This is a genomic window from Polaromonas sp. LjRoot131, assembly GCF_964252805.1.
GTDB lineage: Bacteria > Pseudomonadota > Gammaproteobacteria > Burkholderiales > Burkholderiaceae_C > Polaromonas.
The window spans coordinates 1,836,039-1,856,717 of sequence record NZ_CAXUPF020000001.1; the positions used below are offsets into that span (position 1 = coordinate 1,836,039).

20 protein-coding genes are annotated in these 20,679 nt (G+C 64.9%); 4 read left to right on the plus strand and 16 right to left on the minus strand.

The features are described 5' to 3' along the window. Positions 1-140: 140 nt before the first annotated feature. The 5 genes from ACSQ27_RS08670 to ppsA all read right to left on the minus strand — a co-directional run bounded on the left by ACSQ27_RS08670 (position 141) and on the right by ppsA (position 5,933). Positions 141-2,252: a sodium:solute symporter family protein gene (locus tag ACSQ27_RS08670; RefSeq protein ID WP_436155046.1), complete on the minus strand. Its 2,112-nt coding sequence runs from the start codon at positions 2,250-2,252 to the stop codon at positions 141-143. Beyond that, complete coding sequence (locus tag ACSQ27_RS08675) at positions 2,253-2,510, minus strand: DUF4212 domain-containing protein (protein ID WP_436155047.1); 258 nt, start codon at positions 2,508-2,510, stop codon at positions 2,253-2,255. Beyond that, the gene (locus ACSQ27_RS08680) at positions 2,497-3,120 is read right to left on the minus strand and encodes a tetratricopeptide repeat protein (RefSeq protein WP_436155048.1); all 624 of its coding nucleotides are present in this window, start codon (positions 3,118-3,120) and stop codon (positions 2,497-2,499) included. Before ACSQ27_RS08680 ends, ACSQ27_RS08675 begins: the two co-directional genes overlap by 14 nt. Then, a complete protein-coding gene (locus ACSQ27_RS08685) occupies positions 3,117-3,413 on the minus strand; it encodes a hypothetical protein (protein WP_436155049.1) in 297 nt (98 codons plus the stop codon). The genes ACSQ27_RS08680 and ACSQ27_RS08685 overlap by 4 nt, the downstream gene beginning before the upstream one ends. Before the next feature lie 120 nt (positions 3,414-3,533). Further along, the gene (ppsA, locus tag ACSQ27_RS08690) at positions 3,534-5,933 is read right to left on the minus strand and encodes a phosphoenolpyruvate synthase (protein WP_436155050.1); all 2,400 of its coding nucleotides are present in this window, start codon (positions 5,931-5,933) and stop codon (positions 3,534-3,536) included. 187 nt (positions 5,934-6,120) lie between these two features. On the opposite strand from ppsA, the gene ppsR reads away from it, so the two are divergent. Continuing rightward, entirely contained in the window at positions 6,121-6,942 is an 822-nt protein-coding gene (ppsR, locus tag ACSQ27_RS08695) for a posphoenolpyruvate synthetase regulatory kinase/phosphorylase PpsR (RefSeq protein ID WP_092126396.1), read from the plus strand. A gap of 120 nt (positions 6,943-7,062) precedes the next feature. Here the strand turns inward: ppsR and modC are convergent, their stop codons facing one another. The 3 genes from modC to modA are packed head-to-tail and all read right to left on the minus strand — an operon-like array spanning position 7,063 to position 9,600. Next, the gene (gene modC / locus ACSQ27_RS08700; protein WP_436155051.1) at positions 7,063-8,151 is read right to left on the minus strand and encodes a molybdenum ABC transporter ATP-binding protein; all 1,089 of its coding nucleotides are present in this window, start codon (positions 8,149-8,151) and stop codon (positions 7,063-7,065) included. Then, the gene (gene modB, locus ACSQ27_RS08705) at positions 8,148-8,831 is read right to left on the minus strand and encodes a molybdate ABC transporter permease subunit (RefSeq protein WP_436155052.1); all 684 of its coding nucleotides are present in this window, start codon (positions 8,829-8,831) and stop codon (positions 8,148-8,150) included. Before modB ends, modC begins: the two co-directional genes overlap by 4 nt. Positions 8,832-8,844: 13 nt before the next feature. Then, on the minus strand, positions 8,845-9,600 hold the full coding sequence (gene modA, locus ACSQ27_RS08710; RefSeq protein WP_436155053.1) for a molybdate ABC transporter substrate-binding protein: 756 nt from the start codon (positions 9,598-9,600) through the stop codon (positions 8,845-8,847). Between the two features lie 95 nt (positions 9,601-9,695). On the opposite strand from modA, the gene ACSQ27_RS08715 reads away from it, so the two are divergent. Further along, entirely contained in the window at positions 9,696-10,466 is a 771-nt protein-coding gene (locus tag ACSQ27_RS08715; RefSeq protein WP_436155054.1) for a TOBE domain-containing protein, read from the plus strand. Between the two features lie 3 nt (positions 10,467-10,469). Here the strand turns inward: ACSQ27_RS08715 and ACSQ27_RS08720 are convergent, their stop codons facing one another. Genes ACSQ27_RS08720 through ACSQ27_RS08755 form a run of 8 tightly spaced genes read right to left on the minus strand, consistent with a single transcriptional unit; the run spans position 10,470 to position 17,917 of the window. Beyond that, positions 10,470-11,321 carry a heme ABC transporter ATP-binding protein gene (locus ACSQ27_RS08720; protein WP_436155055.1) on the minus strand — a complete coding sequence of 284 codons (852 nt, stop codon included), beginning with the start codon at positions 11,319-11,321 and terminating at the stop codon, positions 10,470-10,472. After that, a complete protein-coding gene (locus ACSQ27_RS08725) occupies positions 11,318-12,376 on the minus strand; it encodes a FecCD family ABC transporter permease (RefSeq protein ID WP_436155056.1) in 1,059 nt (352 codons plus the stop codon). Before ACSQ27_RS08725 ends, ACSQ27_RS08720 begins: the two co-directional genes overlap by 4 nt. Beyond that, on the minus strand, positions 12,373-12,783 hold the full coding sequence (locus ACSQ27_RS08730; RefSeq protein WP_436155057.1) for a VOC family protein: 411 nt from the start codon (positions 12,781-12,783) through the stop codon (positions 12,373-12,375). The genes ACSQ27_RS08725 and ACSQ27_RS08730 overlap by 4 nt, the downstream gene beginning before the upstream one ends. Next, complete coding sequence (locus ACSQ27_RS08735) at positions 12,780-13,706, minus strand: heme/hemin ABC transporter substrate-binding protein (RefSeq protein WP_436155058.1); 927 nt, start codon at positions 13,704-13,706, stop codon at positions 12,780-12,782. The genes ACSQ27_RS08730 and ACSQ27_RS08735 overlap by 4 nt, the downstream gene beginning before the upstream one ends. A gap of 40 nt (positions 13,707-13,746) precedes the next feature. After that, positions 13,747-14,127, minus strand: coding sequence for a VOC family protein (locus tag ACSQ27_RS08740; protein WP_436155059.1), 381 nt, complete (start codon positions 14,125-14,127; stop codon positions 13,747-13,749). Beyond that, positions 14,124-15,263: a hemin-degrading factor gene (locus ACSQ27_RS08745; RefSeq protein WP_436155060.1), complete on the minus strand. Its 1,140-nt coding sequence runs from the start codon at positions 15,261-15,263 to the stop codon at positions 14,124-14,126. The genes ACSQ27_RS08740 and ACSQ27_RS08745 overlap by 4 nt, the downstream gene beginning before the upstream one ends. Beyond that, complete coding sequence (locus tag ACSQ27_RS08750) at positions 15,260-15,619, minus strand: hypothetical protein (protein WP_436155061.1); 360 nt, start codon at positions 15,617-15,619, stop codon at positions 15,260-15,262. Before ACSQ27_RS08750 ends, ACSQ27_RS08745 begins: the two co-directional genes overlap by 4 nt. Positions 15,620-15,658: 39 nt before the next feature. Then, the gene (locus ACSQ27_RS08755) at positions 15,659-17,917 is read right to left on the minus strand and encodes a TonB-dependent hemoglobin/transferrin/lactoferrin family receptor (protein ID WP_436155062.1); all 2,259 of its coding nucleotides are present in this window, start codon (positions 17,915-17,917) and stop codon (positions 15,659-15,661) included. 339 nt (positions 17,918-18,256) lie between these two features. Between ACSQ27_RS08755 and ahpC the strand changes: the two genes are divergently transcribed. Together ahpC and ahpF are read left to right on the plus strand one after the other, a co-directional pair. Then, positions 18,257-18,820: an alkyl hydroperoxide reductase subunit C gene (gene ahpC / locus ACSQ27_RS08760; protein WP_007874200.1), complete on the plus strand. Its 564-nt coding sequence runs from the start codon at positions 18,257-18,259 to the stop codon at positions 18,818-18,820. Positions 18,821-18,928: 108 nt separating this feature from the next. Next, positions 18,929-20,497, plus strand: coding sequence for an alkyl hydroperoxide reductase subunit F (gene ahpF, locus ACSQ27_RS08765; RefSeq protein WP_436155063.1), 1,569 nt, complete (start codon positions 18,929-18,931; stop codon positions 20,495-20,497). Positions 20,498-20,679 lie beyond the last annotated feature (182 nt).

Sequence of the window (20,679 nt, forward strand, 5' to 3'; positions counted from 1 at the left end):
TAGCACGCCCCCACGGTCGCTCACTTTGTGTGGGTCGCTGCCCCCCGAGGGGGCGCTGCGCCTGCGGCCCGGCAAAGCCGGTTCCGCGGCCCCTGCTGATGGGGAATCCCCCGACCATCGCCTGTTACATTTCGGCGGCTCTAGAGCCGCTTTAGGTCCGGATACCGGATGTATTCGACCAATTCCTGGATTTTCTGGCTGGGGGGTCGGGTGGCGAGGCTGACCAGCACGATCACCGCAAAACCCACCGGAACGCCGAAAAGCCCGGCCGAAATCGGGTCTATGCCCCACCACAGCTGCACGGGCGAGGTGATGCCGAAGGTGGCGCGCAGCCAGGGCTGGTTGGTGAACATGTAATAGGAGGTCACGCCCAGCCCGGAAATCATGCCCAGCACGGCCCCTATGCCATTGGCGCGCTTCCAGAAGATCCCCAGGCTGAGCGCCGGGAAGAAGGAGGCGGCGGCGAAGGAAAATGCCGCTGAGACCAGGAACAGGATGTCCGCCGGCTTTTGCGCCGCCACATAGGCCGCCAACAGGGCCACGATGAGCAGCAGGATCTTGGACACCGTCACCCGGCTCACGGTGGAGGCGTTGGGATCGATCATCTTGTAATAGAGATCATGGCCCAGCGCGTTGGCAATCGTCAGCAGCAGGCCGTCCGCGGTCGACAGCGCGGCGGCCAGCCCGCCGGCCGCCACCAGGCCGGAGATCACATAGGGCAGCCCCGCCAGTTCGGGCGTCAGCAGCACGATGATGTCGCCGCCTATGGTCATTTCATTGAGCTGCAGGATGTTGTCGCGGTTGATGTCGGCCACCGACAGCAGGCCCGGGTCGACCCGGCTCCAGGCACTGACCCAGGAGGGCAACTGGTCAAAGCGCGTCCCGACCAGCACCGTGAAAATTTCGTACTTCACCAGCACGGCCAGCGCCGGCGCGGTGAAGTACAGCAAAAAGATGAAAAACAGCGACCAGGTGACCGACTGCCGCGCCTCGCGCACGCTGGGCACCGTGTAATAACGCATCAGGATGTGCGGCAAGGCGGCCGTGCCCACCATGAGGCAGAACACCAGCGCCAGGAAGTTGCGGCGAGAGGTTTCGTAGGCCTCCTGCTCCCTGGGCGTGCCCTCGGGGTCGCCCGAGAACTGCGCCGCATGCGCGGGCATGCCGTTGAGCGGCTGAGTCTTGACCTCGGCTGCCGCCCTGGCGGCCGTCCAGGCCTTGACGGCCGCTGCCTCATCCCTGGGCATGGTGGCCAGGGCCTTGGCCGCCGAACTGATTTCGGCCACAGAGGCATTGCCGCCCTTGAGCTGCTCCATGCGTTTGGCGGCGGCCAGTTTGTCTGCGGCCAGCGATTCGGCCGGATGGTCCAGCTTGCCGGACAACGCCTCGGCACGCTGCCTGAACAGCTCGCGCACCTGCAACTCCTTGGGGTCCGCGGCCAGCTCTTTTTCCTTGGCGCTGACTTTTTCAAGCTGGAAACCGTAGACCAGTTGCGGCACCGGAACGCCTGTCTGCTTGACCGACAGCCACACCACCGGGATCAGGTAGGCCACCACCAGGATGATGTACTGCGCCACCTGCGTCCAGGTGACCGCCCGCATGCCGCCCAGGAAGGAACACACCAGGATGCCGCCCAGGCCCAGGAAGATGCCCAGTTCGAAGGCGATGCCGGTCAGGTAGGAGGTAATCAGGCCCACGCCGTAAATCTGCGCGACCAGATAGGTGAAGGAGCACAGGATGGCGGCCGCCACACCGATGAGGCGCGGCAGGCTGCCGCCATAACGCTCGCCCAGGAAATCGGGAATGGTGAACTGGCCGAACTTGCGCAGGTAAGGTGCCAGCACCAGCGCAACCAGGCAGTAGCCGCCGGTCCAGCCCATGATGAAGGCCAGGCCGTTGTAGCCCGTGAGGTAGAGCGTGCCGGCCAGGCCGATGAAGGACGCGGCCGACATCCAGTCGGCGCCCGTGGCCATGCCGTTGTAGACCGCCGGCACGCGCCTGCCCGCTACATAGTATTCGCCCGCATCGGTGGTGCGGCTCATGATGCCTATGCCCGCATACAGGCCGATCGTAGCCAGCAGGAAGGCCGTGCCTATCCACAGGCGCGGCAGGCCCATGCGCTCCAGGCCCGCGAGGATGAGCACAAAGGCCACCAGACCCACGGTGTACCAGCGGTAGACACGGTTGAGCTGCGCCTTGAACTGCTGGCTGGAGAGCAGGATCCCGTCGCGCGAACCGAAGAAGCCGGCCATCTAGTCCCCGTCCGCCACGTCGTGTTCGATGTCGAGCCGGTTCATGTACCAGGCGTAAAAACCGATGATCAGGCAGTACACCAGCAAAGCGCCCTGTGCGCCCATCCAGAAGCTGAAAGGCCAGCCAAAGAAGCGGAAACTCAGCGCGCGCGCGAAATAGCTCACGCCGAAAGTCACGCTGAACCAAATCAGCAGCAGCACGGCCGTCACCACCAGGTTTTTACGCCAGTAGCGGCGGTGACTGTCAGCCGGCTGCATGAACCACCTCGCTCCTGGACGCCCTGCCCGCCTGCAACGCCGCGGCGTTTTCGCGCTCCAGCTGCGCGGCCACGTGCGGCTCGAAACGCCGCAGGTGGGCAATGACCTTGCGCGCCTTACCCGCCTCGCCCAGTGCCAGCCAAACCTGCGCGAGCCGGTACCAGCCATAGGGGCCCAGCGGCTGCAGCGCGGTGTTGCGCTCCAGCGCCTCGGCGGCTTCCCGCCAGCGCTGCTGGTGGATATGGACCAGCGCCAGGCCGTACCAGGCCCGGTCCAGGCACGGGTCCAGCGCCAGCGCGCGTTCGAAGGCCGGGCCGGCTTCTTCGTGACGGCCAGCCTGTTGCAACACATAGCCAAGGTTGAACCAGCCGGAGGCCTGTAGCGGCCAGGCGCAGGTGAGCTGCCGCAGGCTGACAATCGCCTCGTGCGTGAGATGCAGTTGCGCCTGCACATGGCCACGGCTGGCCAGGGCATAAGGATCGGCAGGCCGCAGACACAGCATCTGCGCGAACTTCGGCAAGGCGGCCGTGCGCTTGCCGGCTGCCAACAGCAGCAAGGCCTGCGCTTTCAGGAAGTGATAGTGCAAGAACGGCGCGGCCTGCAAACTCATTTGCACAGCGTCACCCCGATTTCCAGGCAGATGCGAATCTTCACGATGGCCGCCGCGGCCCAGACCAGCGCCAGCACCAGAAAGGCCACCAGCGGCAGGTGGCGCTCCAGCACCACGGGCGGCGAAATCCAGCGCGCCGCCCTCACCCAGGGCCGGCCCAGCAGCTGCAGCAGGCGGTAAAAGGGGTTGCTGTCGCGCCCCGCGCCGGCCAGCAAACCCACCACCCATTGGCCGGCCAGCGCAAGCAGCGCAATTTCAGCAAGCAGTTTGGCAGTGGTGGCGGCGGCAAGCATGGCTGATGGCAGACAAGGAAAAGCAGTGCTTCCGATTGTCATCGGAGGCACTGCCAATTGCTTGCCGCGAGCAGCGCCGGCCTCCGGGGGTTTTCCCTCGGTCAGTCCGACGAGGACGGCTTAGCTGGCCAATTGCTTCCAGGTATCGATGACCGTGTCGGGGTTCAGCGAAATCGAGCCAATGCCCTGCTCCTTGAGCCATAGCGCAAAGTCGGGATGGTCGCTGGGACCCTGGCCGCAAATGCCGACGTATTTATTGGCACGCTTGCAGGCGGCAATGGCCTGGCTCAGCAGCGCCTTGACGGCCGGGTCGCGTTCGTCAAAGTCCTTGGCCAGGATGTCCAGGCCCGAGTCGCGGTCCAGGCCCAGCGTGAGCTGGGTCAGGTCGTTGGAGCCAATGGAGAAGCCATCGAAGTATTCGAGGAATTGGTCGGCCAGCACCGCGTTGCTCGGCACCTCACACATCATGATGATTTTCAGGCCCTGCTCGCCGCGCTTGAGGCCGTGCTTGGCCAGCAGTTCCGTGACGGCCTTGGCCTGGCCCAGGGTGCGCACAAAGGGCACCATGACCTCGACATTGGTCAGGCCCATGTCGTTGCGCACGCGCTTGAGCGCTTCGCATTCCATGGCGAAGGCCTCGGCGAAATCCGGGCTCAGGTAGCGCGCCGCACCGCGGAAACCCAGCATCGGATTTTCTTCCTCGGGCTCGTAGCGCGAGCCGCCTATCAGCTTGCGGTATTCGTTGGACTTGAAATCCGAGAGGCGCACGATCACCGGCTTGGGCCAGAAGGCCGCGCCAATCGTTGCAATACCCTCGGCCACCTTGTCGACGTAAAAGGCACGCGGCGAGGCATGGCCGCGGGCCACGCTTTCCACGGCTTTTTTGAGGTCGGCATCGATGTTGGGGTACTCCAGGATCGCCTTGGGGTGCACGCCGATGTTGTTGTTGATGATGAACTCCAGCCGTGCCAGCCCCACGCCGTGGTTGGGCACCTGGCAGAAGTCGAAGGCCAGTTGCGGGTTGCCCACGTTCATCATGATCTTGAGGTCTATGGGCGGCATCGTGCCGCGCTGCACCTCGGTCACCTCGGTCTCCAGCAGGCCGTCATAGATGTTGCCGGTGTCGCCCTCGGCGCAGCTCACCGTCACCAGCATGCCGTCCTTGAGCGTCTCGGTCGCGTCGCCGCAGCCGACCACGGCCGGAATGCCCAGCTCACGGGCGATGATGGCCGCGTGGCAGGTGCGGCCGCCGCGGTTGGTGACGATGGCGCTGGCGCGCTTCATCACGGGCTCCCAGTTCGGGTCGGTCATGTCGGTGACCAGGATGTCGCCGGCCTGCACCTGGTCCATGTCCTTGATGTCGTGCACGATGCGGACCGGGCCGGTGCCGATTTTCTGGCCGATCGCACGGCCTTCGGCCAGCACGGTGCCGGTGCCCTTGAGCTTGTAGCGCTGCTCGGCCTTGCCTTTGGACTGGCTTTTCACCGTCTCGGGGCGCGCCTGCAGGATGTAGAGCTGGCCGTCGGTGCCGTCCTTGCCCCATTCGATGTCCATGGGGCGGCCGTAATGCGCCTCGATGATGAGCGCGTAGCGGGCGAGTTGTTCGACGTCCTCGTCGCTCAGCGAATAGCGGTTGCGCAGCTCAGTCGGCACGTCGGTAGTCTTGACCAGCTTGCCGCCGGACTTTTTCTCTTCCGGCGTGGTGAACTCCATCTGCAGCAGCTTGCTGCCCAGGTTGCGGCGGATCACGGCGCGCTTGCCGGCTTTCAGCATGGGCTTGTGCACGTAGAACTCGTCGGGATTGACGGCGCCCTGCACCACGGTTTCGCCCAGGCCGTAGCTGGAGGTGATGAAGACCACGTCTTCAAAACCGCTTTCGGTGTCTATGGTGAACATCACGCCGGCCGCGCCCTTGTCGCTGCGCACCATGCGCTGGATGCCGGCAGACAGCGCCACGTCGGAATGGGCAAAGCCCTGGTGCACACGGTAGCTGATGGCACGGTCGTTGTAGAGCGAGGCGAACACCTCTTTCATCTTGTGCAGCACGTCCTCGATGCCGACCACGTTCAGGAAGGTTTCCTGCTGGCCGGCGAAGGACGCATCGGGCAAATCCTCGGCCGTGGCGGAGGAGCGCACCGCGAAACTGGCTTGCGCGTTGCCGGCGCTCAGGACGGCGAAGCTGTCTCGCACGGCTTTTTCGAGGTCGGCCGGAAAAGGCTGGGCTTCAACAAGCGCGCGGATTTTGGCACCCGCCTCGGCCAGTGCGCGCACGTCGTCGGTGTTGAGCGTGTCCAGCACGCCGTTGATTTTTTTGTCCAGCCCGTCGTGGGCCAGGAACACACGGAAAGCATGCGCCGTGGTGGCGAATCCGGTGGGTACCCGCACGCCCTGGGGTCCGGTGGGCAGTTGCGAGATCATCTCGCCGAGGCTGGCGTTCTTGCCGCCAACGGCCTCGACGTCTGTCATCCTCAGGTTTTCAAACGGTACGACCAGTGCGGTCGCCTCAAACAGATTGGACATGAAAATACTCCGGGAGGTTTAAAAACCGGGGAATTCACCATGCGCGGCAGGCAACCTTGTTGTTGTTCGAGGGGGTTGTGGCGGGGCATGGCGTGACAAACTGGATAATTGGCCCAATTGTAGGGGCGAGCCGCCGGATGTGCCGCGTCAGCCTTTCACCCAGCTTTCAATCAGCCAAACGCCCACCATGTCCCAACGCACCGTGTTTTTCATCTCCGACGGCACCGGCATCACCGCGGAAACCTTTGGTAACGCCATCCTGGCGCAATTCGAATTCAAGCCGCGCCACGTCCGCCTGCCCTTTATCGACAGCGTGGACAAGGCCCACCAGGCGATACGGCAGATCAACCACACAGCGGAAGTCGAGGGCAAACGCCCCATCGTCTTCACCACGCTGGTCAACATGGAAATCCTGGCCGTCATCAAAACCCACTGCAACGGCATGCTGCTGGACATGTTCGGCATGTTCGTGGCGCCGCTGGAGGGCGAGCTGGGCATCAAGTCCAACCACCGCGTGGGCCGGTTTTCGGATGCCTCCAAAAGCAAGGAATACGACGACCGCATCGAGGCCATCAATTTCTCGCTGGCGCACGACGATGGGCAGAGCAACAGGGACCTGGCCGGCTCGGACGTGATCCTGGTGGGCGTGAGCCGCAGCGGCAAGACGCCGACTTCGCTCTACCTGGCCATGCAATACGGCCTCAAAGCCTCCAACTACCCGCTGATCCCGGAAGATTTCGAGCGCCGCCAGTTGCCGCCGGCACTGGTGCCGCACCGCAAGAAGATCTTCGGCCTGACCATCGCGCCCGAGCGCCTGGCGCAGATCCGCAACGAACGCCGGCCCAATTCGAAGTACGCGAGCCTGGAAAACTGCCGCGAGGAAATCCACGAAGCCGAGGCCATGATGCGCCGCGAAGGCATACGCTGGCTCTCGACCACCACCAAGTCCATCGAAGAGATTTCGACCACCATCCTGCAGGAAATCCGGCCCGAGCGGCTCGAATACTAAGCGGCTAAGCTGCTAAGCACTGCCGGACCGCATGCGCCGGCGCAGCCATCACAGCCAGGTGACAAGTCACTCCAGCCCACGGCAGCCGCGCGCGGTGAGAATCTGGCCTTACCGAACGCCTTAACCCAGCACCGCCACGCCCTTGACTTGCGCGAACACGCGGCTGCCGGGCCGCAGTTGCAGCGCCTCGGCCGACTTTTGCGTGATGCGGGCCAGCAGCGCGCTGCCGCCGGCGTCCAGTCCCACCATCACCTGGCCCGGGCTGTCGGCGGACAGCGCCGTGACGGTGGCGGCAAAGATGTTCTGCACGCTGGTGCCTGTCTGGCGCTCCAGCGTGAGGCTCACGTCACGTGCCTGGATGCGTACGCGCACGCGCTGGCCGACCGGCAAACTGGGGTTGAGCAGGCTGATGCTGCCGCCGGAAAACTCGGCATGGCTCATATGCCAGCCGGGTTCGACGGCGCTGACCACGGCGTCCAGCACCGCGGCCGCTGCGTCGCCGTGCGCCAGCGGCAAGTCCAGCCGCGTCATCAGTTCGCGCGTAGGGCCTGAGGCCATGACCCGGCCTGCGTCCAGCAGCACCAGGTGGTCGGCCAGCCGGGCCACCTCATCGGGCGCATGGCTCACATAGAGCACGGGCATGTCGAGTTCGTCATGCAGGCGCTCCAGGTAGGGCAGAATTTCGGCTTTGCGGGCGATGTCCAGCGAGGCCAGGGGTTCGTCCATCAACAGCAGCCGCGGGCTGGTGGCCAGCGCCCGCGCGATGGCCACGCGCTGGCGCTCGCCGCCCGAGAGCGTGCCGGGCATGCGCTGCATCAGCGCCTGCAGACCCAGCAGTTCAATGGCTTGTTCCAGCGAGACACGGCGCTGCGCGGCCGGCACGCGGCGCAGGCCGAAGTCGAGGTTGCGGCGCACGTCCAGGTGGGAAAACAGGCTGGCCTCCTGGAACACATAGCCCAGCGGGCGCCGGTGCACCGGCACAAAGACGCCGGCGGCATCGTCCTGCCAGATCTCGCCATTGACCGCGAGATAGCCGCTGCCGGCGCGTTCCAGCCCGGCGATGCTGCGCAGCAGGCTGGTCTTGCCGGAGCCCGAAGGACCGAAGATGGCCGTCACGCCGCGCCCCGGCACGGCCAGCGACACGTCGAGCGAAAAACCGCTGAAGGCGCGGCGGAACGACGCGGCAATGCCTGTGTCGGCGGCCTTCATGCGCCCTCCCCTTTGCGCCGGCCCGGCTGCAAGGTATAGAGCGCCAGCAGCACCAGGAAGGAAAACACCAGCAAGCCGCCGGCCAGCCAGTGCGCCTGGCGGTATTCGAGCGCCTCCACGTGGTCGTAGATCTGCACCGACATCACGCGCGTCTTGCCCGGGATGTTGCCGCCCATCATGAGCACGATGCCGAACTCGCCCACCGTGTGCGCAAAGCCCATGACGGCGGCTGTCAGGTAGGCGGGACGCGCCAGCGGCAGCACGACGCTGAAGAAGGTGTCCAGCGGCGACGCGCGCAAGGTGGCCGCAGTCTCCAGCGGCCGCTCGCCTATCGCCTCAAAAGCATTTTGCAGCGGCTGCACCACAAAGGGCATGGAGTACAGCACCGAGCCCACCACCAACCCGGCAAAAGTGAACGGCAGCACGCCCCAGCCGAGCGACTGCGTGAACTGACCCACCGGGCCGTTGGGCCCCATCAGCACCAGCAGGTAAAAGCCCAGCACCACCGGCGGCAGCACCAGCGGCAAGGCCACCAGCGCGCCCACTGGACCTTTGAGCCAGGAACGCGTGCGCGCCAGCCACCAGGCCAGGGGCGTGCCGGCCAGCAGCAGCAGCACCGTGGTGGTGGCCGCCAGCCGAAAAGTCAGCGCCAGGGCCTGAAGGCTTGCATCGTCGAGCATGGTTCAACCAGGTTCAGGGCTCGTAGCCGAAGGAGCGGATCACCGCCCTGGCCTTGTCGGTTTTGAGGAAAGCCATCAGTTGCACCGCTGCCTTGCTGTCTTTGCCCTTGGCCAGCAGCACCGCGTCCTGGCGGATCGGGCTATGCAGGCTCTCCGGAACCATCCAGGCCGAGCCGGATTTGATCTTGCCGCCTTCGTAGACCTGCGAGAGCGCGATGAAACCGAGTTCGGCATTGCCGGTGGAGACAAAGCTGAAGGCCTGCCCAATGCTTTCGCCCTGCACCAGTTTGGGCTCCAGTGCGGCCTGCAGACCAAGTTTGGTCATGGCCTCGATGGCAGCCGCGCCGTAGGGCGCCAGCTTGGGCGCGGCGATGGCGATCTTTTTGAAGTCACCCTTCTTCAAGACTTCGCCTTGCGCATCGACCATGCCGGGTTGCGCCGACCAGAGTACCAGCTTGCCGGTGGCATAGGTAAAGCGGCTGCCGTTCACGGCCGCGCCTTCCTTTTCGAGCCTGGCGGGGGTTTCGTCGTCGGCTGCCAGGAAGACCTCAAACGGCGCGCCGTTGCTGATCTGCGCGTAAAACTTGCCGGTGGCGCCGAAGGTCAGCACAGCCTTGTGGCCCGTGTCTTTTTCAAAGTCCGCCGCGATCCGCTTCATGGGCCCGGTGAAGTTGGCCGCCACCGCAACCTGGACGTCTTCAGCCAGCGCCGGGACCGATACCAACGCGATACACAGCGCCGGCAGCCAGCGCAACGTGGTTGGGGGCATGGGAAAGCTCCAGTGATGAATCGATGAAGGGCCAAGATATCCCGGCCCAATCGTTATTCTATTTTAGAATAGCGCTTCCTGTCCCAGGGCCTTCCATGACAAAACCTGCCCCCTCCTTCGCCAGCGCCTTAGGCCATGAACCGGCCGACAAGCGCATCGACATCCTGCGCCTGGTCGGCGAGAGCGGCTCGATCTCGCAGGCGGCGCGCCAGGCGAAAGTCAGCTACAAGGCCGCCTGGCAGGCCATAGACACCCTGACCAACCTGGCAGGCGTGGCGCTGCTGGAGCGCGCCGTGGGCGGCTCGGGCGGCGGCGGCGCCACCCTCACGCCGGCAGGCCGGAAGCTGCTGGCGGTGGCGGGACTCTTGAGCGACACCCGCAGCCAGGTGCTGGCCGGCTTCAAGTCCAATGAATTGCTGCTGCCCCGCGCGCTGCCGGTGTTGCCCTACATGGGGGTGCGCACCAGCATGCGCAACCAGTTGCCCTGCCGCGTCGACAAGCTCGAAGTGCGAGGCCAGGTGGCCCGCGTGCACCTGCAACTGGCCGGCGGTGCCGCGCTGGTTTCGCGCATCACCAAGGCCAGCGCCGAACTGCTGGGCTTGCAAAAGGGACAAGCGGTGCTGGCACTGTGCAAGGCCACGGCGGTGACGGTGAGCGCACCAAGCGCCACACCGCCGGGCGTTCAAAACCTCAAGGGCCAAGCCGTACGCATCAGCCGCGGTGCCAGCGGCGATGAAGTGTCGCTGCAGCTCGACGGCGGCTTGCAGCTCGTGGGTTTTGCGGCGGCGGGCAGCGGCCTGAAGGCCAAGGCCCTGGTGCAGGCCGGGGTCGACGAGTCGGCTGTCGTGATCGCCCTGGCAACCTAGGTTTTAAACCGGCGCCTCAAACAGGTACTGCGAAGGCCCAGCCGCCCCGCCCTGCGGTGCGACCGGGTGCGCGACCACACCCCACACTTTTTCGATGCAGGCAGGCGTGAGCACTTCGGCGGTGGCGCCGCTGCCCACCACCTCGCCGCCTTGCAGCACCACGCAGCGGTCGCTGTAGCGCAGCGCGAGGTTCAGGTCGTGCAGCACAGCCACCACGCCCACACCTTGCGCGGTCGCCCAGGCGCGCACCAGTTGCAGCATGCGGTGCTGGTGCTGCAAATCGAGCGCGGCCGTGGGTTCGTCCAGCAGCAGCCAGCGTGTGGCCCGGGCGCTTGCCGGGCCGGCCGCGGGCTCCCACACCTGCGCCAGCGCGCGCGCCAGGTGCACGCGCGCCTTCTCGCCGCCCGAGAGCGTGTTGAGCGCGCGGTGCTGCAGGTGTTCGACCGCGGTGGCCTGCATGGCCTGCAGAGGGATATCTGCTTCGGGCCTGCCCGGCCGGCTGCGGTGCGGGTAGCGGCCCAGCTCCACCACCTCGCGCACGGTAAATTCAAAAGCGACCTGGGTTTCCTGTGCCACCGAGGCGCGCACACGGGCGAGTTCAAGCGGCGCATACGCGGCCAGCGCCTTGCCGGCCAGGTAGACAGCACCGCCCATGGGCCGGCGCTGGCCGGTCAGCACCGACATCAGCGTGGACTTGCCCGCGCCGTTAGGGCCCAGCACGGCGGTGACCTGCCCGGCCGCGAATTGCGCCGAGGCGGCCCGCAGCAGCGACCGGCCTGGCACCTCCACCCCCACGCCCACCACTTCGAGCAGGCCGGCGATGAGCGAAAAATCATGCATGTTTCGTGCGTTCATAGCCGGTTCTTGAAGTGGCGCAGCAGCAGCAAAAAGAAGGGCACGCCGACAAAAGCGGTCAGCACGCCCAGCGGCAGCTCGGCGGGCTTGACCACCGTACGGGCCACGCTGTCGGCGGCCAGCACCAGGGCCGCGCCCAGCAGGGCCGAGCCGGGCAGCACGATGCGGTGGTCGGGCCCGGCCACCAGGCGCACGCAATGCGGCGCCACCAGTCCGATAAAACCGATGATGCCCGTCGTGGCCGTCACAGCCCCCACGGCCAGCGCCGTCACCAGCACGGCAAAACGCTTGACGCGCTCGACCGGCACGCCCAGCAGCGCTGCCTGTGCCTCGCCCAGCGCGATGGCGTTGAGCGGCCGGGCCAGCGTGAGGCCCGCACCCAGCGCGGCCAGCACAATCAAAAACACCAGTGCCACCGCGCTCCAGCGCGCGCCGCCCAGGCTGCCGAGCAGCCAGAACTGGATGTTGCGCAGCTGCTCGTCGGTGGCCAGAAAGGTCAGGTAGCCCAGGCCCGCGCCGGCCAGCGCATTGACGGCAATGCCGGCCAGCAGCATGATGCCGACGCGCGTCGCGCCGTCCTGCTGCGACAGCGCGTACACCAGCACCGTCACCAGCAGGCTGCCGAGGAAGGCCATGAGCACCAGCGTCCAGCTGCCCAGCGTGCGCGGCATCTCGGGAAACCACAGGCTGCCGAGCACGATGGTCATGCCGGCGGCCAGCGCCGCGCCGCTGCTGACGCCGATGAGGCCGGGGTCGGCCAGCGGGTTGCGGAACAAGCCTTGCATCAAGGCTCCCGACATGCCCAGCGCCGCGCCGGCCGCCACGCCCAGCAGCAGCCGCGGCAGGCGAATGTTCATGAAGACCAGGTGTTCGGGTGAAGGCTGGCCGCTGCCCGCCAGCATGTCGAGCAGCACATTCCACAGCTGCAGCGGGCTGATGGCGTAAGCGCCGCGCGCGCTGCCGACGACAAAGCTCAGGGCCAGCAGCAGCACGCCCGCGCCCAGCACCAGCGCCGCCGGCCAGCGCCGGTGCTCACCGTGCAACGCGGCTTTCATGCGCGGGCCCTGCGCCTGGCGGCATGCGGGGCCGACTGCACCAGCTGCAGACGGTTGCCTTCGCAGTCGCTGACGCCCCACTCGGTGCCCCACTCCTGCTCGGCCAGCGCATGCGGCGCCTGGCCGGGCGCCGACTGCAGGGCCATGTGCCATTGTTCGATGTTGTCCACCAACAGCCGGCAGGCAAAGTGTTGCGGCGCCATGTCAGCGCGGCGCTGCCAGAGCTGCACCGGGACCGATTCACGCGTGAGCACGGCGATGACGCCGGGCACGCTGTGCTGCACGGAAAAACCCCAGCAGTCGCGGTAAAACGCCAGTGCCCGGCGCAAATCGGCGCAGTGCAGCACGGCGGGCGTGCGCGCGCAGAGGACTTCGGTCATGGCGGCTTTCATGGGCTGGTCGTTCATGCGGCGGCTTTCAGGCCGGCCTGGTTCAGCTCGGCCACCGCCTGCGGCAGGCGCGGGCCGAAGCCGATCAGGTAGAGCGCGTCCAGCGCCACCAGGGCGCGGCGCTTGTAGGCGGGCGTGAGCTCCAAGCCGGGGCGCTGCCAGAATTTTTCGAGCCCGCCGCTGGCCTCCACGCCCTGCGTGGTGGTGACGATCACGTCGGGTGCGGATGTCACCAGGGCTTCGGGCGTCATGGCGCGGTAGCCGCTGAAATTGGTACTGCCGCCGGGTGCAATCAAGGCGTTGTCCAGGCCCGCGAAGGTAAACATCGCATGCGCGGCGGTTTTCTCGCCGGCCACCTGGGGCGAACCCGAATGCGTGAGGATGAACACGGCGCGGGGTTTGCGGCCGGTCTTGCGGCCCACCGCGGCCAGCACTTCCGCCCATTGGGCATCGAGTTTGGCCTGCAGCGCGGCGGCCTGCGCGACGCGCGACGTTGCGCGTCCGACGGCGGCGACCTTGCGCTGGACCTCGGCCCAGCTGTGGTCGGCCTCGACCAGCTCGACCTTAACGCCGGCGCTGCGGATCTGGTCCATCACCACACCGGGCCCGGCTTCCGTCGTTCCGATAACGGCATCGGGCTTGAGCGACAGCAGTCCTTCCGCCGAAAGCTGGCGCATGTAGCCGACCTTGGGCGTTTGTAATGCCGCGGCCGGAAAGAGGCTGGTGGTGTCGGTGCCGACCAGCTGCTTTTCAGCGCCCAGCGCGTAGACGATTTCCGTGGTCGCGCCGCTCACCGAGACGATGCGCGGCATCTTCGCCGTCGCCTGCGCCTGCGCAGCAGTCGCAGACAGGCCGCAGACGCTGGAGACGGCGGTAACCGCCGGCAGTGAAAAATACCGCAAGGCGTCGCGCCGGCGGAGTCGAGAAAGGGCTGCTGTCATGGGAAGCCTTGTGGGGGGGGTGTTTTGCTCAAGGAAGTCTTCATGCGATGTTCTGCGCGATGCGCCAGAGCACGCCGGACGGGTCGCAGAGCACGAAGTCGCGCTGGCGCCAGGGCTGGTCTTGCGGCGCGACGGTGCGCACACCGTAGCGGGCCGCGATGTCCGCCTGCTGCAGCCGCGCCCACCAGCTTTCCACGTCCTGCACGATCAGGTGCATCATGAAATTGCTGGCGTGTTCGGCCACGTAAAAGTTCTGCAGGAAAAAAGCCGTGTCACCCAGGCGCATATAGGCCAGGGTGTCGTCCGACCAGGGGATCTCAAACCCCAGCTCTTCATAAAAGCGTTTGGACAGCACGAAGTCTTTCGCAGGCACAAAGGCCTTGATCTCCACCGCGCCGAAACCGTTTGCGCCACCGCTCATGCGGCTTCCTTGAGCCTGGGCAGCCGCGCCACGATGTCGCGCCAGGCCTGCAGTTCGGGAACGCCGGGTTTCCGCGCGCCGAAGAACATCGCCATCAGTTCGCCCGTGCCGTCGAAGACTTCGACCGAGGTGACCAGGCCTTCGGTCGTGGGCTTCTCGACAATCCAGGCGCTCTTGACCATGTCTTCGCGCAGGTGCAGGTTGAAACCCGCATCCAGCACATTGATCCACTGCGCGGTCGGGGTGACCATGGGTTCGATGCGCTTGACCGGCCCGGTGTGGATCTGGATGCAGCCCAGGCTGCCGACGAACACCATGATGGGCGTGCCGTCCATGGAGGCTTCGTCGAGCAGCTTGCGGACTATCGTCAGCTCGGCCTTCTGGGTGAAGCGGCCTTCGACCAGGCGGAAGGCCTGCTGGCGCTCCGCGCCGGCCTTGCCGATCAGGCCGAAAAATTCGTGCGTGTCCTTCATCTCGCTCCAGCCCTGGGCCAGTGCGGCGGCGTCGATGTCCGCGTCAGGCTTGGGCGAGGGCTTGGGCACTGCGGGCGTGAAGGTGTCAACCTTGTCGGCGTCGGTGAACTGGTTGGCCACGTCCCTGAAGGCTTCGCGGTCGGTCTCGGGCCGGGCGAACACCTTGTGCACGGCCACACCGTGCGCGTCAAAAAATTGCAGGCTTTCCGAAGCCGCGTTCTTGGGGTCGTTGGCCGGCTCGAAGACGTAAAAGCCGGCATGCCAGCGGCTGAAGAAGATGCGCAGGTCGATTTCTTCGCCGAGGGCCAGGCCCATGTGGCCCTGCGCGCTGATGTTGCGGTAGACGCCGGTCTTTTCATGCACGGTGGATTCATTGCGCGTGAGCGCCATGACCGGCCCGCACAGTTCCAGCGCCTGGAGTATCTCGACCCACGGGCCTTTGAGCGGCGTGGCCTTGAGGGCAAGCTCGTGCGCACCCGCGTGGGCGGCGACGGCCTGGCCTTCAGTGATGCCTATGCTCTCGGCCGCGTCCTTGGCGCGCTTGCCGCTGCTGCGCGCGGCGGCGAAGCGCTCGCGCAGCGCGGCTGGGTTCAGGGATGCAGTGCCGGCATCTGCCTGGCTTGCGGCGTCGGGCCGCGTCTGGGTTTGAAGGACTGCGCTCATTGAAGGGTCTCCGGGGTTGTGTGCCAAAGCACGCGATGGGTATCAGAATGGTCCGCAGGCCAGAGCCCCTGCTGTGGCTGCTCAGGGCCGGGCTGCAGCACCCGCACCCACAGGGGATGCAGGTTGGCGGCAATGGCCCTGAAGTTCGGTGGCGCTGCCGGGTGGCGCGACAGCATGAAAAGGTTGGCGATGATCTTTTTGGCGAGCAAGGCGCGCTGCCCTTCGCTGCAGGCCTGTGCATGGCCGGTCATCAGGGCCAGCGTTCCGGCCAGCAGGGCTTCCGCGGGGGGAAGGCCCTGCGCGTCGGCCGCAGCGGTGTCGCTGTCGTTGACGCCGTGGTCGGAGAACTGGCTCATGCGCTTTCCTTTGTTGTTCAAAAAAGGTTCAGGACTGCATCAGAAATCAGCGACCAGCGAGACGTTGAAATAACGGCCCGGCTGGCTGTAGGCGTCGCGGAAGCTGGAGTTGGCCGCCACACCGCGGACATCCGACCAGTTCCAGTACTTTTTGTTCGTCAGGTTGATGAGGCCGGCGTTCAGGCGCAAGGTCTTGCTGAAACGCCACTGACCGGTCAGGTCCAGCGTGGTCGCGGACGGCACGGCGAATTGCGTGGTCGCCACAGGCACCGCGGGCGGCGAGGCGGCAATGGTCTGCGCGCTGATGTCATCGAACTTCTTGGCGGAATGGTGGCTCGCATCGAGGCGCACATCCCAGGTCGCGGTTTCATACTTCAGGCCGACGCTGAGCTTGGCCGGGTCTATGGTGTCCAGCGGTTTGCCGGTGTTCTTCACGGTGCCGCGGGTGTAGCCGTAGGAGAACGGCGTGCTGAGCTTGCCGTCGCCGACCTTGCCCCAGTTCATGTCGCCCTTGATCTCAAAACCGCTGATAGTCGCGTTGTCGATGTTGATCGACTGGATCACGGCGGGGTTGCCCGGGTTGCCGAAGGCGCCGCTCACGATGGCGCCGTCCTGGATCAGGTCCTGGAAGCGGCCGTAAAACACCGCGGTGTCGAAACTCAGCTGCTCCAGGCGACCGCGCACGCCGAATTCGACATTCCGGCTCTTTTCAGGCTTGAGGTTGGGGTTGGGCACGGTACGGTAGCCGCCGGCAAGATTCTGGAAAAAACCGTTGACCTGGCCGGCATTGGGCGCGCGGAAACCGCTGGCGTAGTTGCCGAAGAAACTCCACTGCGGCGTGGCGCGGTAGAGGACCCCTAATTTGGGCGACACGGCCGAGCCCGACAGCGAGACGGCGGGCACCGGGAAGCCGGCCTGCGCCGCGTCGATCTTGAAGCTGTCCGCGCGCACGCCCGGCGTCACGCTCCAGTCGCCCAGGATGAATTCGTCCTGCACGTAAAAAGCCGTGGCGGTTTCCGTGGTGTCGGGGAAGCGTTTGAGCGGGAAGGTTTCGCCGGCGGGCGGCACCAGGCCGGTCTGCAGGTTTTCGATTTTCGCGCTGGTGTGGTCCAGGCCGTAAGTGATCTTTTGCGCCGAGTTGGCGCCCATGCGAAGGGTCTTGTCGGCCTGGATGCTGGCCTGCAGCGTGCGTTCGCTGTACGTCGTGTCGCGCACGCGCTCCTGCGGCAGCGCCGTGCGCCGCTCATAGGTGTAGTCGTTGGACTTCGCATCCTGGTAGCTGAGCACCGTCTGGATGTTGTCGGTCAACATGGTATCGACCTTGTATTTGGCATCCCAGGTCAGGCGGTCGCGGTCCATCTTTCCGGTCGAGTACGAGTCCTGCACCGTGGCCGAGCGCGCGGTCAGCAGGTTGTAATCGCTCTTCTTGTCGACGTGCTCGAAGGTGATGACATGTTTTTGCGAAGCGGTCGGGTTCAGCACGACTTTGGCCAGCAGGGAATTGGCCTTGTCTTTTTGCGGGTTGGGCTGGGTGCGGGTAAAGCCGGTGCCGCCGTTGTCGCCGCGGTTTTCCAGCTCCTTGCCGCTGCTGGTGGCCACACTCAGCTGCCAGGCCAGCATCTCATTGACGCGGCCGGCGATGGTGCCGCTGACGGCGGTTTCGCTGTTGTCGCCGCTGTAGCCGATGGACGCGCGGCCGCCCAGCGACTTGCCGTCCCTCAGGTAGTCGTCCGGCTCGTTGGTGATGAAGTTGACCAGGCCGGCAATGCCGTCGGAGCCATACAGCGCGGAGGCCGGGCCCTTGACGATTTCAATACGCTTGATGAGGTCGATGGACAGGCTGTCGCGCCCGAAGGAGTTGGGGCTGAAGGCATAGCTGCGCGGAATGCGGATGCCGTCGACCATCATCAGCACACGGTTTCCGTCGAGGCCGCGGATATTGAAGCCGGCATTGCCTTCGCGGCCGGTATCGCCTTGCGCCAGGCCAAAACGCGCGGGCGCACGGCGCACGGACACGTTGGGAATGTTTTTGGCCGCGTCACGGATGTCCCTGATCTGTCCCTGCTCTATGTCAGCGGCGTTGATGACGTCGATGGTTTGCGGAATGTCTTCCACCGACTGCTCGTTGCGCGAACCGCTGACGACGATTTCTTTCAGGGCGGCGACTTGCACCGCGGCAGGTGCCACTGTTTGTGCCTGCGCGGCAAAACCGGCGCCACAGGCCAGGGCGGTCAACAGGGAGATTTCGCGCAGCGCGAAACGGGAATCAAGACGGGAATGAGGATGGATGGAGGTCACGTGCAAGCCCAAAAGTAAAAAATTGGAGGGCTTGCTGCTGCAACGGTGGAGGCCTGTCGGCTCCCGTCGCTTGTGGCTGGCTCTGGAAAGACCGAAGTATATGCGAATTGTTCTCATTCGCAACATTTGGATGCAAAATAGTCCCGGGAGCAGCGCAGCTGGTGCGTCTCGGCCTCCGTCCGTCATGTCCGGGTCACAGCGGATGACGAGGATGAACAGCCAAATCCGGCGCGCGACGCCTATTCGATAAATAGCCAATAACTATCGAACAATGGTTTTTTTAATAGTTATACTATCGTTTCGCAAGCATTTTTAACCAGCCTATAGGAAGCTATCTAGATGTCCCTGATCAATACCCAAGTCCAGCCCTTCAAAACCCAAGCCTTTCTCAATGGCAAGTTCATCGACGTTTCCGACGAATCGCTGAAGGGCAAATGGTCGGTCCTGATCTTCATGCCGGCTGCGTTCACGTTCAACTGCCCCACGGAAGTGGAAGATGCAGCTGATAACTACGCCGAATTCCAGAAGGCCGGCGCTGAGGTTTACATCGTGACCACCGACACCCATTTCTCGCACAAGGTCTGGCACGAAACCTCCCCCGCTGTCGGCAAGGCCAAGTTCCCGCTGGTGGGCGACCCAACCCACACGCTGACCAAAGCCTTTGACGTGTTCATTCCTGAAGAAGGCCTGGCACTGCGCGGCACCTTCGTGATCAACCCCGAAGGCGTCATCAAGACCGCTGAAGTGCACTCCAACGAGATCGCACGCGACGTGAAAGAAACCCTGCGCAAGCTGAAGGCAGCCCAGTACACCGCTGCACACCCAGGCCAGGTCTGCCCTGCCAAGTGGAACGAAGGCGCCAAGACGATCGCCCCGTCCATCGACCTGGTTGGCAAGATCTAAGCGCCCTGCCGCCCTCCTGACAAAGGCCCGGGGGCCCGGCACATGTGTGCCGTCCCGGGCTTTTTTGTTCCCTTTTGATCCCGTTTTGCCCTTGAAAGTGAGTCCGCCATGCTCGACGAAGCCACCAAAGCCCAACTGAAAAGTTACCTCGAACGCGCCACGCAACCGATTGAAATCGTTGCCTCGCTCGACGACAGCGAAGGCTCTGGCGAAATGCTGTCGCTGCTGAAGGACGTTGCTGAGGCATCGCCGCTGGTCAAGTTGACCGAAAGCCGCGACGACAAGCACCGCAAGCCCTCGTTCTCCATCAATCGCCCGAGCGAAAACCACGGCCCGCGTTTTGCCGGCCTGCCGATGGGCCATGAATTCACCTCGCTGATCCTCGCCCTGCTGCAAATCGGCGGCTACCCGCCCAAGGTCGAGCAGGCCGTGCTGGACCAGATCCGCGCGCTCGACGGCGACTTCGAGTTCGAAATCTATGTCTCGCTGACCTGCCACAACTGCCCCGACGTGGTCCAGGCGCTGAACCTGATGGCGGTGCAAAACCCGCGCATCCGCGCCACCATGATCGAAGGCGGCATGTTCCAGGAAGAGGTCAAGGAACGCCAGATCATGGCCGTGCCCACTGTGTTCCTGAACGGCACCGAGTTCGGCCAGGGCCGCATGAGCCTGGAAGAAATTCTCGCCAAGATAGACACCAGCGGTGTCGAGCGCGAAGCCAAAAAGATTGACGGTAAAGAAGCTTTCGACGTGCTGATCGTCGGCGGCGGCCCGGCCGGCGCCGCAGCGGCGGTGTATGCCGCCCGCAAGGGCATACGCACCGGCGTCGCATCCGAGCGTTTCGGCGGTCAGGTGCTGGACACCATGGGCATCGAAAACTTCATTTCCATCAAGGAAACCGAAGGGCCCAAATTCGCCCACGCGCTGGAAGAACACGTGCGCAACTACGACGTGGACATCATGAACCTGCAGCGCGCCAAGGCCTTGATCCCGAACAGCGGGCCGGATAAAAACCTGATCGAAGTCCAACTCGAAAGCGGCGCTTCGCTCAAGAGCAAATCCATCGTGATCTCGACCGGCGCGCGCTGGCGCAACATCAACGTGCCCGGCGAACACGAGTTCAAGAACAAGGGCGTAGCCTATTGCCCGCACTGTGATGGACCGCTGTTCAAGGGCAAGCGCGTGGCGGTGATTGGCGGCGGCAACTCGGGTGTCGAGGCGGCCATCGACCTGGCCGGCATCGTCGGCCACGTGACGCTGATCGAATACGACACCGCGCTGCGCGCCGACGCCGTGCTGCAGCGCAAGCTGAACAGCCTGCAGAACGTGACGGTGATCACCAACGCGCAGACCACCGAAATCACCGGCGACCAGAAAGTCAACGGCCTGGTCTACAAGCACCGCACCAGCGGCGAGCTGAAAACCGTGGAGCTTGAAGGCGTGTTCATCCAGATCGGCCTGGTGCCCAACACCGACTGGCTCAAGGGAACAGTCGAGTTGTCAAAGCACGGCGAAATCATCGTCGACGCCAAGGGCCAGACCTCGGTGCCCGGCGTGTTCGCGGCCGGCGACGTGACGACCGTGCCTTTTAAGCAGATCATCATCGCGGCCGGTGAAGGCGCGAAGGCGGCCCTCAGCGCCTTCGACTACCTGATCCGCAGCCCTATTCCCGCGTAATGCCGTGATGCCGTGAAGCCCCAAAAGCCGCCCTCGACCGGGCGGCTTTTTTTTGACCGAGAGCCGGTCCACCCGACCCAAAACCGCAGCGCCGGAAAGGGTCTTCAAATGAGAATTACTCTCATCAAATGGTATAGTTCGCAACGCCCTTTTTCGCTAGCCAAACACACCAAAAGCAGCTC